This window comes from Streptomyces sp. NPDC058045 (assembly GCF_042885635.1).
GTDB lineage: Bacteria > Actinomycetota > Actinomycetes > Streptomycetales > Streptomycetaceae > Streptomyces.
Map to the genome: position 1 here is coordinate 21,115 of NZ_JBHVRR010000030.1, position 13,311 is coordinate 34,425.

The window sequence follows — 13,311 nt, forward strand, 5'->3', positions numbered from 1 at the left end:
CTCACCCGCCCCGCTGGGAGTTGAGGCGGGCGGCCTGGCGGGTGAGGTGGTCGCGTTCGGGGACGTTGGGGGCGGTGCGGGCGGCCTGGGCGTAGAGGCGGGCCGCGGTGTCCCGGTCGCCGGCGCGTTCGTGCAGATGGGCGGCGACGGCGGTGTACCGGGGCAGGGCGGGGTCGAGTCCGGCCAGGGCGGCGAGGCCGGCCCGCGGGCCGTCGGCCTCGCCCACCGCGACGGCCCGGTTGAGGCGGGCCACCGGGCTGCCGGTGAGGCGTACCAGCTCGTCGTACCACTCGGTGATCTGCACCCAGTCGGTCTCCGCGGCGGTCCTGGCGTCGGCGTGGAGTGCGGCGACGGCCGCCTGGGCCTGGAATTCGCCCAGGCGGTCGCGGGCCAGGGCCGCCTGGAGGATGCCGATGCCCTCGGTGATCAGCGCGGTGTCCCAGCGGCCGCGGTCCTGCTCGGCGAGCGGGATCAGCCTGCCGTCGGGGCCGGTGCGCGCGGGGCGCCGGGCGTGGTGCAGCAGCATCAGCGCGAGCAGGCCCTCGACCTCCTCGTCGTCGGTCCTGGCGGAGAGTTGGCGGGTGAGGCGGATCGCCTCGGCGGCGAGGTCGACGTCGCCGGAGTAGCCCTCGTTGAAGACGAGGTAGAGGACGCGCAGCACGGTGGCGGGGTCGCCGGGCCGGTCGAGGGCGACTCCGGAGACGGTCCGCTTGGCGCGGCTGATCCGCTGGGCCATGGTGGCCTCCGGCACCAGATAGGCCTGGGCGATCTGCCGGGTGGTGAGGCCGCCGACGGCGCGCAGCGTGAGCGCCACCGCCGAGGCCGGGGTCAGCGACGGGTGGGCGCAGAGAAAGTACAGGTGGAGGGTGTCGTCCGCCGCTTCGCCGGGGCCGGGTGGGGGTTCGGCGTCGACGAGTTCCTCGCGCCGCCGACGGGAGGTGTCGGCGCGTACGGTGTCGAGGTGCCGGCGCCAGGCCACTGTGATCAGCCAGCCCTTGGGGTCCTTCGGCGGCTCGTCCGGCCAGCGGCGCACGGCTTCGAGCAGGGCGTCCTGCACGGCGTCCTCGGCCGCCGCGAAATCTGCTCCGCGGCGGACGAGGACACCGATGACCGCGGGCACCAGCTCCCTGAGCAGGGCCTCGTTCACTCGGCGGTCGGGCAGTGCTCGCCGTAGAAGGGGCGCACTTCGAGCCACTCGTGGATGGGCCGGCCTCCGGCGCCCGGGGCCGCGGACAGTTCACCGGCGAGTTCGACGGCGCGCTCGTAGGTCTCGACGTCGATCACCATCCAGCCGGCGATGAGGTCCTTGGTCTCGGCGAACGGGCCGTCGGTGACCGGTGGCCGCCCCTCGCCGTCGTAGCGGACGAAGGTGCCCTCCGGGGAGAGCGCCTGCCCGTCGACGTACTCGCCGGTGGTCTCCAGCTTGGCGGCGAAGTCGTTCATGTACTGGATGTGGGCCGTGACCTCCTCCGGTTCCCACTGGTCCATCGGCACGTTGTTGACCGGCGCCGGAGCGCCCCGGTAGTGCTTCAGCAGCAGATACTTGGCCATGGTGTTCTCCCTGGTGGGCTACGGCCCATTGTGGCCGTACTCATCCCTGGGACGGAGCCGTGCTCCCGTTCTCGACATCCCGCCGGAAGGTTTTTTTCCGGTGTCCGGGGGCGGTGGGGCGGACCGGTCAGGAATCGAGAAGCGCCGGGTGCGGGCCGCCGCTAGCGTGAGCACCCCGCCGAGACCACCGGCGGCACTCCGCGGCCCGGCCGGACGGGCACCGGCGGACGGCAGGACGGACCGAGGAGAGCCCGATGAGTACGGCCAGGAAGGCGGGCCCGCAGTCGTCCGCACCGCACATCGCCGACAGCCATGACCTGATCCGGGTGCACGGCGCACGCGAGAACAACCTCAAGGACATCAGCGTCGAACTCCCCAAGCGCCGCCTCACGGTGTTCACCGGGGTCTCCGGCTCCGGAAAGAGTTCGCTGGTCTTCGACACCATCGCCGCCGAGTCGCAGCGCCTGATCAACGAGACGTACAGCGCCTTCGTACAGGGCTTCATGCCGGCTTCGGCGCGGCCCGAGGTGGATGTGCTGGACGGGCTGACCACGGCGATCGTGGTGGACCAGCAGCGGATGGGCGCCGATCCCCGCTCCACGGTCGGCACCGCCACCGACGCCAACGCGATGCTGCGGATCCTCTTCAGCCGGCTCGGCAGCCCGCATGTCGGGCCGCCGGGGGCGTTCGCGTTCAACGTGCCCTCGGTGTCGGCGGCCGGTGCGATCAAGGTGGGGAAGGCGGGGAAGGCGCAGAAGGTCACCTTCAACAAGGTCGGCGGGATGTGCCCGGTCTGCGAGGGCCGCGGCTCGGTCGCCGATCTGGACCCGGCCGCGCTCTACGACGCGACGAAGTCGATCAACGAGGGCGCCTTCACCATCCCCGGCTACACCGGCGGCGGTTGGAACACCCGGCTCTACGCCGAGTCCGGCTTCTTCGACCCGGACAAGCCGATCCGCGACTTCAGCGAGCGGGAACGGCACGACCTGCTGCACCACGAGCCGGTCCGGATGAAGATCGCCGGGATCAATATGACCTACGAGGGCCTGATCCCGCGGATCCGCAAGTCGATGCTGTCCAAGGACAAGGAGGGGATGCAGCCGCATGTGCGGGCCTTCGTGGAACGCGCGGTCGCCTTCACCCCCTGCCAGGACTGCGGGGGCACCCGGCTCGCGGAGCACGCCCGCGCCTCGAAGATCGCCGGGATCTCCATCGCGGACGCCTGCCGGATGGAGATCCGGGATCTGGCCGCCTGGGTCCGCGGGCTGGCCGAGCCCTCGGTGGCGCCGCTGCTCACCGCCCTGACGCAGAGCCTGGAGTCGTTCACCGAGATCGGCCTCGGCTACCTCTCCCTGGACCGGCCGGCCGGCACCCTCTCCGGCGGTGAGGCGCAGCGCGTCAAGATGATCCGCCACCTCGGCTCCTCCCTCACCGACACCACCTATGTCTTCGACGAGCCCACCACCGGGCTGCACCCGCACGACATCCAGCGGATGAACCGGCTGCTGCTGCGCCTGCGGGACAAGGGCAACACGGTGCTGGTGGTGGAGCACAAGCCGGAGGTCATCGCCATCGCCGACCATGTGGTGGACCTCGGCCCGGGCGCCGGGACGGCCGGCGGCACCGTCTGCTTCGAGGGCACCGTCGACGGGCTGCGCGCCGGCGCCACCCTCACCGGCCGCCATCTGGACGACCGCGCCAGGGTCAAGGACGCGGTACGCACCCCGTCCGGCGCGCTGGAGATCCGCGGCGCCACCACCCACAATCTGCGCGAGGTCGACGTGGACATCCCGCTCGGGGTGCTCACCGTCGTCACCGGGGTCGCCGGTTCCGGCAAGAGTTCCCTGCTGCACGGGTCGCTGCCGGAGGACGCCGGGGTGGTACTGGTCGACCAGGCGCCCATCCGCGGCTCCCGGCGCAGCAATCCGGCCACCTACACCGGACTGCTGGACCCGATCCGCAAGGCGTTCGCCAAGGCCAACGATGTGAAGCCGGCCCTGTTCAGCGCCAACTCCGAAGGGGCGTGCCCCACCTGCAAGGGCGCCGGGGTGATCTACACCGACCTGGCGATGATGGCCGGGACCGCCACCACCTGCGAGGACTGCGAGGGGCGGCGGTTCGACGGCGCGGTGCTGGAGTACCGGCTCGGCGGGCGGGACATCAGCGAGGTGCTGGCGATGCCGGTGGCGGAGGCCGCGGAGTTCTTCGCCGGGGGCGAGGCGCGTACTCCGGCCGCGCTGCGGATCCTGGAGCGGCTGGCCGATGTCGGCCTCGGCTATCTCACCCTCGGCCAGCCCCTCACCACCCTCTCCGGCGGCGAACGCCAGCGGCTGAAACTCGCCACCCACATGGGCGAGAAGGGCGGCACCTACGTCCTGGACGAGCCGACCGCGGGGCTCCATCTCGCCGATGTGGAGCAGTTGCTGGGGCTGCTGGACCGGCTGGTGGACGCCGGTAAGTCGGTCATCGTCATCGAGCACCACCAGGCCGTCATGGCGCACGCCGACTGGATCATCGACCTCGGTCCGGGCGCCGGGCACGAGGGCGGCCGCGTCGTCTTCGAGGGCACCCCCGCCGAGCTGGTCGCCACCCGCCCCACCCTCACCGGGCAGCACCTCGCGGAGTACGTCGGCGGCTGACCGCGACCGCCGGCCGGGCACCGGGGAAGGGGGCGCACCTGCGGGGGTGCGCCCCTCAACCGTTCAACGGTGCGCGGCCGGGGCGGCCGGCGGGTCAGCTCTGGAAGCGGTCGCGGGCGTCCTTCGCGGCGTCCTTCGCCGCGTCCTCGGCCTGCTCGCGGCCCTGCTCGGCGCGCTCACGCATCTGGTCCTGGCCGCCACGGCGCTCCCGCTCGCCGTCACCGCCGCGCTTGGCCCGCTGCGCCTTGTCCTTGAGCTCATTGGCCTTCTCGCTGAACTGGTCCTTCATGCCCATGATGTTCACTCCTGGGGAATGTGGGGGTTCGGGGCGCGACCAGACTTACACGCCCCGACATACGCCGCATTTCGATCAACGGGCGGCCATCCACAGGTGGTGATCGACGGACGGCGATCACCGGGTCCCGACCGCCCGCCCCCTGCCTCACGAGAAAAGCGTCAGCTCCGAACTGATCGTGTCCCAGAGGGAGTTGAACCACTTCTTCGCCTCCCGCACGAAGGAGCCGTCCCGTTCACCGGCCTGCGGCTCGAAGCCGAAGAGCAGCGACTGGGAGCCATGGGTGTCGTACAGGTCGAGGGTGCCGTCGCCGAACTCCTCCTCGCGGCGGGCCACCGTGTAGAACGCCAGCAGCGCCTCGGCGTCGTTGAGCAGATACAGCTTGACCGGCGGGGTGAACGGCAGGGCGCGGAACTCGACTTGGACGTCGATGCCATGGGAGGCGCGCAGCTCGAGGAGATGGGAACGCAGCACCTGGCCCTGGGCGTTGCGCTGCGCCAGCCAGCGCTGGTGGACCCGCTCGTCCTGGTGGTCCGCCGGTGCGGGGAAGGCCAGGGCGATGTCCCGGCCGGGCAGCAGCACCCGCAGCCGTACCGCCTCGGGCAGCAGCCGGCCCTCGTGGATCAGCCGCAGCGGCTCCCCCACCGCCACCAGCAGCGACTCGGCCGTCAGGCACACCGCGTCGATGCTCACCTCGGGCGCCGCGAACGCCTCGGAGAGCCGGGGCGCCAGGCTGACCAGGGTGGACTGCGGTGCCGCGACCCTCGGCGGGCTGCCCTTGCTGACGTTGGTGAGCAGCCCCTCCTCGGCCAGCGTCCGTATCGCCTGGCGTACGGTGCCGCGCTCCACGGCGAACTCCTCGGCCAACTCGGCCTGGGTGGGCAGCCGGTCGCCCGCCTTGAGCGGTCCGCTCCTGATCCGCTCGCGCAGGGCGGCGGCGATCTGCTGGGACGTCGTCCGATCGTCACTGCCGTTCACTGCAAGGTCCTTCCGCGGCACGGCAAAACGGTAGTGCCAGCCTCCATCTCCCGGGCGCTGACTGGCAATTGTTTACCCATGGCAGCCAAGTGGGCACACCTCAAACAGAGTTGGCAACCAACTCGCAACAAGATGGCAATACTTGGCACCATCCCCGCCAGCCTCCGAAGGAGGGACACCATGCCCGTCACAGCCCTGCTCACGGCGACCCTCGCCGTCGGCCTCGAACAGCTCCTCCAGTGGTCGTACGGCCCGATGGGCGTGGTGGGGCTGACCCTGCTCACCGTCGGCGTGCGCAGCGGAAACCACACCTGCAGCTCGGTCGGCGCCCTGGTACTGGCCCTGCTCCTCACCGGCCCCGCGGCCTGACCCGGCCCACCGCACCGCACCCCGGAGGTGAAACATGCCGCTCTACGCAGTCACCGTCGCCATCGCGGGCCTCGGCTTCGAACAGCTCGTCCAGGTGCGCTACGGCCCGCTGGGCCTGGCCGCCCTGCTGGCGCTCACCATCGGGCTCCGGGCCAGAAACGCCGCGTTCAGCGGCACCGGGGCAGCCGTCCTGGTCCTCCTGCTGGCCCACGGCTGAACCGCCCGCCACGCGGCGTGGTCAGAACACATCCGGGCACCACGGGCCGCGCGCGGTACGGAACACACCGTCGGCCAGCGCCAGCGCGCCCGGTGTCTCCTCGGCGATCCGCCCGAGCGCCCCCAGCCGCACCGCCGAGCCCTCCCCCAGCCACAGCGCGCCCAACTCCCTTACGTCCAGCACCAGATCGGGCTCCGACCGGACCGGGACGCAGGACGCGCCGTCCGGGCCGGCCGCCAACCGGTAGCGGCGCGGGGCCTCTTCGGGGGCGTGCACTTCGAGCACCAGCGTCCCCTCCCGCTCGTAGCTCCGTGTCTCCAGGGCGCGCACCACGTCCAGGATGCGGACCCAGAGCCAGTCGGCGCGGGTGGTGATCCTGGCGGCGCGCGGATCGGGCAGCAGCTCGGGCAGCAGGCTGTCGACGGCGCGGTGGCCGGTGCGGACCTTGGTGATCCAGTCGACCGAGCAGAGGAAGTGCCACAGGGCACGTTCCGCAGCCGGGCCGAGTGCGATCAGATCGTGCACCGTCGCCGTGTTCTGCGGCTGCTTGGCATCGCTCCACGCATCGTCCGCGGAGTACACCAGCAGCCCTTCCACCTCCCCGGACGCGGACCGGTAGACCGCGTGGAACGGCTCCCGCCAGGGGTGCTCGGGGACGGTCTCCGCACCGGTGGCCCGGGCCCACCACTCGGCGTCCCGGTCCACCGCCCCGGGCTGCCCCGCCCGCAGCCGATCATGCAGAGCGGGCCCCGACTCCCGTACCTCCGCCGCGTCCACCAGCTCGATCCGGCCCCCGCACCCGGGCCCCGACCAGCGGGTGCCCAGTCCGGTCCGTGGGACGTCGATCTCGAAATCGGCGACGGAGGCGGCGGGCCCGAAGCCGAACCGGCCGTAGATCGGGTACTCGGCGGCGATCAGCGTCGCCACCACCTCACCGCGCTCCCGAGCCGCCGCCAGGTCCCGCGCCATCATCCGGCCGAGCAGACCGCGGCGGCGATGGGTGGGGCTGACGGTGACATTGGAGATCGCGTCGGCGGCGACCTCCGCGCCACCCACCGCCGTCAGCCGCTGCGGGAACGAACGCAGGGTGCCGACACAGCGGTCCCCGTCGAAGGCGCCGAGGGTACGCGGCGGGTCGAGGGTCCGCGTACGCCAGGCCACATACTCCGGTGACGGTGTCGGCGGCCGCAGAAAGCCGGTGTGCAGCGCCCGCAGCCAGGGCTCCACCTCATCCGGGGTGATCGGCCGCACGACGGTCCCGGCGGAGGGGGGAGAGGTGGTAGTAGAGGGCGCGGCGGTGGCAGGGGCTTCGCTGGGCATACCGACCAACGTAGGCGGGGCCGCCCACCCTGTCGCCCGGTTTCCGCCCGCCCCCGCGGCCCAGCCCGTCTCCCCCGCAGGTCAGAACGCGGCCCGTATCGCGCCCACCTCGCGGCCCGCGCCCAGCAGCGGCGCCGCGCCGATCCGCTCGACCACCGCGCCCCGCACCCCGGCCAGCTCCAACGCCCGTGCCAGGACCGGTCCGAGGGCGCGCCCCGCACCGTCGTCGATCTTGAAGGCGAGGGCGCGGCCGTCGGGCAGCGCAACCGCCTGCACCCCCTCCGCGCCCATCTTCGACAGCGTGCCCGGCACCTCCCGCATCAGCCAGGTGTCCGCCCTGCGGGTGCCGCCCACATACTCCGGGTGCGCCCGCATGGCGTCCGCGACCCGGCGCTCCGCGGACCCCGGCTCGGCCCGGACGAAGTACCGGAAGGCGCGGGCCAGACCGGTCAGGCTGATCGCCATCAGCGGCGCCCCGCAGCCGTCCGTACCGACCGCGGCGACCTTCTCGCCCGAGGCCTCCTCCACGACGTCCCGCACCAGCCGCTGCAAGGGGTGCTCCGGATCCAGACAGGAGGCGGCCGGCCAGCCGTTGCCGGCGCAGGCGGCGAGCATCGCGGTGTGCTTGCCGGAGCAGTTCATGGTGATCCGGTCCCGGATCCCGCCCGCGGCCAGGTGGAGTTCCGCCTCCTCCGGGTCCAGCGGGAGATCGGGCGGGCACTGGAGATCGGCCTCGGTGAGACCGGCCTCGGCGAGCATCCGCCGCACCAGCTCGCGGTGGAAGGGCTCACCGGAGTGGCTGGCCGAGGCCAGTGCCAGCCGCTCGCCCGCCAGCTCAAGACCGGCCCGCAGGATCGCGGCGGCCTGCATCGGCTTGTTCGCGGAGCGGGGGAAGACGGGGGTGTCCGCGGCGCCGAGCGCCAACTCCACCCGCCCGTCCGGATCCAGCAGCACCAGGCTGCCGCGGTGGCGGCCCTCGACAAAACCGGAGCGCACGACCTCGGCGAGGACCGGGGATATGGCTGCGGGCACGGCGGTACTGGTCTCGGCTTGCATGGCGGGCCTTCCGGGCGGGACCCGTCCGGAAGGCCCCGGGCTCGCCAGGCGGCCGGTCAGCCGAGCAGGTCGTCTACGTTTGCTTCGCCTTCACGGTACCTTCGGGCGATTTCTGCGCCACACGCGTCGGCGGTCCGCTGGAGCCGCTGCCGCTCCCGGGAGACCTGCTGCTCATAGGCGACGAGGCGGCCCATCGCGGCCCTCAGCTCCTCGTCCGTACGGGCGTCCAGATCGGAGAGTTCGACCTCGGCGAGCATCTCCGCGGCCAGCCGCCCGTACTCGGCGCTGCGCGGGGTGGCGAGGGTGACATGGCGGGCGGAGGAGCGCTGGCGGGCGGGCTGGTCGGTGAGGATCTCCGGCAGCCGGTCCACCGGCGGCACCCCGTCGAGCGGTGCCCGCGGCGCGGTACGGCGGTCCAACTCGGCCCGGAGGATGTCGATCCGGCCCTGCACCAGGCGCCGCACATAGCTCAGGTCGGCCTCGTCGCGCCGGGCCTGGCGGCGCAGTTCACGCAGCTCGGGCAGCAACAGCGGCTCCTCCTCGGGGACTTGGGGCGCCCCGCCCGGCGCCCGTGGATCGCGGCCGGCCGGGCGGTCCGGTGCGATGTCGCGTGGGGCGGACGGGCTGTCCGACCGCTGTACGGGCGGGCGGCCGGACCGCAGGCCCGCCCCCCGCGGCACCACGGGCCCTGCCGGTCGTCCGGTACTCGGTGTGGTCACGGCACTGCTCCCCTTCGCCTCGCCGGCGCCCCGGTCGCCGGCCCGGCTCATCGTGCCATCACCGATGGGCGGTTTGCGGCTGAGTGCCCCTGATCGGCCCCGGATGGGGGGTTCGGGCGCATCCGATCACCCCGGATGGCGGTACGGGCGCGCCCGGAGGCGTACGAGGCGCACACCCCCCTTCCCGGCACCGGCCCGGCGGCGCCCGTACGGGGCACGGCATGATGGGCGGTATGCGTGCAGTGGTGCAGAGGGTGGACGGGGCGAGCGTCACCGTCGAGGACGCGGACGGGGTGCCGCGGACGGTCGGCGCGATCGAGGGCGAGGGGCTGTGCGTCCTGGTGGGCGTAACCCACGAGGACACCAAGGAGCAGGCGGACCGGCTGGCCCGCAAACTGTGGTCGCTGCGGATCCTGCACGACGAGCGGTCCTGCTCCGACCAGGACGCCCCGCTGCTGGTCATCAGCCAGTTCACCCTCTACGGCGACGCCCGCAAGGGCCGCCGCCCCACCTGGAGTTCGGCCGCCCCCGGCGAGGTGGCCGAGCCGCTGGTGGACGAGGTGGTGGCCCGGCTGCGGGCGCTCGGCGCCACCGTCGCCACCGGCCGCTTCGGCGCCCGGATGCGGGTCTCCCTCACCAACGACGGCCCGTTCACAGTGCAGTTGGAGGTCTGAGGCCGCCCCGGACGGCTGCGGGGGCGGCCCGGGGCGGTCAGGGTTCGACCACGGTCTCCTGGGCGGCGGCGGTGTCGTCCGCGATGAGGGGCGCGTCCGCCGGAACGTTCCGCTTCACCAGCGCCAGGGCGATCGGCCCCAGTTCGTGGTGGCGGGCCGAAGTCGTGACGAAGCCCAGCTTGCGGCCGTCCGTCCCGTCCGCGGCGAGCCGGACCGGCGCCCCGTGCGGGGGCAGACGCACCTCGCTGCCGTCGAGGTGCAGGAAGACCAGCCGCCGCGGCGGCTTGCCGAGATTCTGCACCCGGGCCACCGTCTCCTGGCCGCGGTAGCAGCCCTTCTGCAGATGGACGGCGCTGTCCAGCCAGCCCAGCTCGTGCGGGATGGTGCGGTGGTCCGTCTCGAAGCCGAGCCGCGGCCGGTGCGCCTCGACCCGCAGCGCCTCGTACGCCAGCAGGCCGGCGGCCGGGCCGTGGCTTTCGGCGAACTCCGTCAGCCCTTCGCGGGGCAGGAACACGTCCCGCCCGTACGGGGTTTCGCGGACCACGGTGCCCTCGGGGGCCTCCGCGATGGAGCCGGCCGGGAGGTGCACCACGGCGAAGTCGGCGGTGCGGTCGGCGACCTCCACCCGGTAGAAGAACTTCATCGACTCCAGATAGTCGATCAACGCGCCCTGGGTGCCCGGCTCGACATGCGCCCACACCGTGGTCCCGTCGTCCACCAGGTACAGGGCGTGCTCGATATGGCCGTGGGCGGAGAGGATCAGCGCCTCGGTGGCCTGCTGCGGGGGCAGTTCGCTGACGTGCTGGGTGAGCAGGAGGTGCAGCCAGCCCAGCCGGTCGTCACCGGTGACGGTGACCACCCCGCGGTGGGAGAGGTCGACGAATCCGGTGCCGTCGGCGAGGGCGCGCTGCTCGCGGAACAGCTCCCCGTAGTGGGCGGCCACCCCTTCGTCGACGCCCTCACCGGGCACCGCGCCGGGCAGGGACAGCAGGGGGCTTCGCATGGAGTGTTGCTGCATAACCACACACAGTACGACCGTGTGAAGCGCGCCCTTATTCCGTATCCTGACCGCTGACTGTGTCTGTCGTGTCTCTCGTGTCCGTCGTGGAGCGGGCCGTGCAGGACGCGCAGCGGCCGAAGATCGCGAAGTGCTTCATATCGGTGTCGAAGCCGAAGTCGGCCCGCAGCTTGGCGGTGAACTCGGCCGCGACCTCCACATCCGCCTCGATCACCTCGGTGCAGTCCCGGCACACCAGATGCATATGGTGGTGCCGGTCCGCCAGGTGGTAGGTGGGGGCGCCGTGCCCCAGGTGGGCGTGGCTGACCAGGCCCAGTTCCTCCAGCAGCTCCAGGGTGCGGTACACGGTGGAGATGTTGACCCCGGAGGCGGTGCGGCGGACCTCGCCCAGGATGTCGTCCGGGGTGGCGTGCCCCAGGGTGTCGACGGCTTCCAGCACGAGCTGGCGCTGCGGGGTCAGCCGGTAGCCGCGCTGCCGCAGGTCGCTCTTCCAGTCGGTGCTCACCACGGCAACCAGGGTAGCCCCCGGAGCACGGGCGCCGACCGGGCCGGGACCCGGGCGGCGGAAGCGGGGCCTACTTGAAGAAGGCGATGCCGTCGTCCGGGAGGTCCCCCAGGTCCTTCGCCCAGGACTCCACGTCCTCGGGGCTGACGACCTTCTTCAACTGCGCCGACATATACGGCCGCAGCGGCACCTCGGGCGTCTGCTTCTCGCCGACCCACATCAGGTCGCTCTTGACGTACCCGTAGAGCCGCTTGCCGCCGCTGTACGGGCCGGAGGCGGCGGTGCGGGCCACGGCGTCGGTGGCCAGGTCGATCTGGGGCTTCTGGTCGGCGAGTTCGCCGTACCAGATCTCGACCACGCCGTCGTCGCGGCACATCACGGCCTCGACCTTGCGCTCGGCGTCGATGCGCCAGAAGCCGGACTCGCTCTCCAGGGGGCGGGCCTTCTTGCCCTCGTCGTCCAGCGCCCAGGCGTGCGAGTGGTACTCCAGGAAGTCGCGCCCGTCGTGGGTGAAGCTGACCTCCTGGCCGAAGTTGCACTTCTCGCTGCCGGGGAATTCGTGCACGCCGGCGCCGGCCCAGTTCCCCAGGAGGAAGGCCAGCGGGACGAGGTCCTTGTGCAGGTCAGAGGGGATCTCGATCATGGGATGCTCTGTGTTTCTTCAGACGGCGGGGACGGTGGACGGCTGGCGCGGCACGGCTGCCTCAGCTCAGCGCTGGCCCTGGTAGAGCTTCTTCACCGTGAGCGCGGCGAAGGCGAGAACGCCGAGGCAGACCAGGGAAAGCAGGACTTCGAAGAGTGCCTCAAGCACGGGGTGCTCCTTGATCGGGGCGGTGGTGGGTGGTGACGGTGGTGGCCGGCCGGCGCCGCGGGCTGCGGATCCGCGGCAGGGCCGGGGCCCACTCTAGTCGGGTGGGCCCCGGCTCTCTCCCCGAGGTCCCACAGCCTGTGGACAACGTCCGGCGGCCTGTGGAAAACCCGGCCGGGGGTCGACGGGACCTGCCAGACTCAGCCCAGCAGTCCGCTCTGGAGCCTCACCGCCTGATGGAACGGCACGGCCGCCGCCCCGCCCCGCCGCTCCTGCACCACCAGCGCCAGGGTGTCCCCCGCCGCCACATACGCCTGCCGCACCTGCGCCGCCCCGTACGGCGAAGGCTCGGTGAAGACGTACCGGCCGGTCTCCTCGGGTGAGCCGGTGGCGTCCCAGGTGGGGTCGAAGACGCCCTCGGGGGCGCCGGCCAACTGCCGTCCGGTGGTGGTGCCGAGGTAGAGGACGTCGTCGACGAAGCGGGTGGCGCGGGCGGCGGAGTCGAACCGCAGCAGGTAGACGCGGCCGCGGGTGCCGTCCGGCATGGTCCAGGCGCGGGCGGCGAGCTGCCGTACCGGCAGGTCCCGCAGCCCGTCGCGGACCGCGCCCCGGTCCTCGGCGGCGTACTCGCGGGCGAAGCGGTCCCGGCCGGTCCAGCCGCCGTCCGGTTCGCGGTCCTGGGTCGCGCCCTCCGGGGCCGGGAGCAGCAGGTCGCGCAGGTCGGCGTGGTGGACGCGGCCCGGGTTGTCCCCGGCGAAGGGACCCGGCGCCCCGGCCGGCAGCACCGGCCGGGCGAGCCGCGGATACGTCCACCCGCCGCCCGCCCCGCGGTCCGGCACTTCGGTACGGGCCTGCGCGGCGATCGTCCAGGCGGCCCCGGCACCGAGGACACCGCACACCACGGCGGCCAGCACCCGCCGGCCGGTCCCCCCGAACCGGCCGGCGGGTGCGCGGGCGGGCCCGGACGGCGGCAGGCCGCGGTCGGTGGTGGTGTCCCCCGCCGCCTCCACCTCGAAGACCGCGCCCACGCCCGCCGCGGCGCGGCCGGTGTCCGGGCCGTGTCCGGGTGTCGGTGCTGCGTGCATCGCGTTGCCCCCCAGGTGCTGAGCGCGGGCCGGGTACCGCACATCCAGGTGACCGGTGTACGGGGGAAGCGGTTGTG

15 protein-coding genes are annotated in these 13,311 nt (G+C 72.9%); 4 read left to right on the plus strand and 11 right to left on the minus strand.

The annotated features are described in order from the left end of the window. Position 1 precedes the first annotated feature (1 nt). Both ACFVST_RS19150 and ACFVST_RS19155 read right to left on the minus strand, forming a co-directional pair. Positions 2-1,147 carry an RNA polymerase sigma factor gene (locus tag ACFVST_RS19150; protein ID WP_390153026.1) on the minus strand — a complete coding sequence of 382 codons (1,146 nt, stop codon included), beginning with the start codon at positions 1,145-1,147 and terminating at the stop codon, positions 2-4. Next, complete coding sequence (locus ACFVST_RS19155; RefSeq protein WP_390153029.1) at positions 1,144-1,551, minus strand: YciI family protein; 408 nt, start codon at positions 1,549-1,551, stop codon at positions 1,144-1,146. Before ACFVST_RS19155 ends, ACFVST_RS19150 begins: the two co-directional genes overlap by 4 nt. 254 nt (positions 1,552-1,805) lie before the next feature. Here ACFVST_RS19155 and ACFVST_RS19160 point away from each other — a divergent pair, with 254 nt between their 5' ends. Then, on the plus strand, positions 1,806-4,190 hold the full coding sequence (locus tag ACFVST_RS19160) for an ATP-binding cassette domain-containing protein (protein WP_390153032.1): 2,385 nt from the start codon (positions 1,806-1,808) through the stop codon (positions 4,188-4,190). Between the two features lie 94 nt (positions 4,191-4,284). Here the strand turns inward: ACFVST_RS19160 and ACFVST_RS19165 are convergent, their stop codons facing one another. Further along, positions 4,285-4,485: a hypothetical protein gene (locus ACFVST_RS19165; protein ID WP_390153035.1), complete on the minus strand. Its 201-nt coding sequence runs from the start codon at positions 4,483-4,485 to the stop codon at positions 4,285-4,287. A gap of 147 nt (positions 4,486-4,632) precedes the next feature. Then, the gene (locus ACFVST_RS19170; protein WP_390153038.1) at positions 4,633-5,463 is read right to left on the minus strand and encodes a GntR family transcriptional regulator; all 831 of its coding nucleotides are present in this window, start codon (positions 5,461-5,463) and stop codon (positions 4,633-4,635) included. A 180-nt stretch (positions 5,464-5,643) separates the two neighbouring features. Here ACFVST_RS19170 and ACFVST_RS19175 point away from each other — a divergent pair, with 180 nt between their 5' ends. Together ACFVST_RS19175 and ACFVST_RS19180 are read left to right on the plus strand one after the other, a co-directional pair. Continuing rightward, on the plus strand, positions 5,644-5,832 hold the full coding sequence (locus tag ACFVST_RS19175) for a hypothetical protein (RefSeq protein ID WP_390153041.1): 189 nt from the start codon (positions 5,644-5,646) through the stop codon (positions 5,830-5,832). Between the two features lie 34 nt (positions 5,833-5,866). After that, positions 5,867-6,049 carry a hypothetical protein gene (locus ACFVST_RS19180; RefSeq protein ID WP_390153043.1) on the plus strand — a complete coding sequence of 61 codons (183 nt, stop codon included), beginning with the start codon at positions 5,867-5,869 and terminating at the stop codon, positions 6,047-6,049. Positions 6,050-6,070: 21 nt separating this feature from the next. Here ACFVST_RS19180 and ACFVST_RS19185 read toward each other — a convergent pair whose 3' ends face one another. From ACFVST_RS19185 to ACFVST_RS19195, 3 genes are all read right to left on the minus strand, one after another. After that, on the minus strand, positions 6,071-7,369 hold the full coding sequence (locus ACFVST_RS19185; protein ID WP_390153046.1) for a GNAT family N-acetyltransferase: 1,299 nt from the start codon (positions 7,367-7,369) through the stop codon (positions 6,071-6,073). Between the two features lie 81 nt (positions 7,370-7,450). Continuing rightward, positions 7,451-8,425 carry an asparaginase gene (locus tag ACFVST_RS19190; protein WP_390153049.1) on the minus strand — a complete coding sequence of 325 codons (975 nt, stop codon included), beginning with the start codon at positions 8,423-8,425 and terminating at the stop codon, positions 7,451-7,453. Positions 8,426-8,481: 56 nt separating this feature from the next. Then, the gene (locus tag ACFVST_RS19195; RefSeq protein WP_390153052.1) at positions 8,482-9,144 is read right to left on the minus strand and encodes a hypothetical protein; all 663 of its coding nucleotides are present in this window, start codon (positions 9,142-9,144) and stop codon (positions 8,482-8,484) included. Between the two features lie 233 nt (positions 9,145-9,377). Between ACFVST_RS19195 and dtd the strand changes: the two genes are divergently transcribed. After that, positions 9,378-9,818: a D-aminoacyl-tRNA deacylase gene (dtd, locus tag ACFVST_RS19200; RefSeq protein WP_390153055.1), complete on the plus strand. Its 441-nt coding sequence runs from the start codon at positions 9,378-9,380 to the stop codon at positions 9,816-9,818. A 37-nt stretch (positions 9,819-9,855) separates the two neighbouring features. On the opposite strand, the gene ACFVST_RS19205 is transcribed toward dtd, so the two are convergent. The 4 genes from ACFVST_RS19205 to ACFVST_RS19220 form a co-directional block, all read right to left on the minus strand. Continuing rightward, on the minus strand, positions 9,856-10,821 hold the full coding sequence (locus ACFVST_RS19205) for a YgfZ/GcvT domain-containing protein (RefSeq protein ID WP_390153057.1): 966 nt from the start codon (positions 10,819-10,821) through the stop codon (positions 9,856-9,858). A gap of 49 nt (positions 10,822-10,870) precedes the next feature. After that, positions 10,871-11,344 carry a Fur family transcriptional regulator gene (locus ACFVST_RS19210; RefSeq protein WP_390153060.1) on the minus strand — a complete coding sequence of 158 codons (474 nt, stop codon included), beginning with the start codon at positions 11,342-11,344 and terminating at the stop codon, positions 10,871-10,873. 67 nt (positions 11,345-11,411) lie between these two features. Further along, positions 11,412-11,984 (minus strand): FABP family protein, encoded by a 573-nt coding sequence (locus ACFVST_RS19215; protein WP_390153063.1) that lies wholly within the window; start codon positions 11,982-11,984, stop codon positions 11,412-11,414. A gap of 365 nt (positions 11,985-12,349) precedes the next feature. Further along, positions 12,350-13,234, minus strand: coding sequence for a hypothetical protein (locus ACFVST_RS19220; protein WP_390153066.1), 885 nt, complete (start codon positions 13,232-13,234; stop codon positions 12,350-12,352). Positions 13,235-13,311 lie beyond the last annotated feature (77 nt).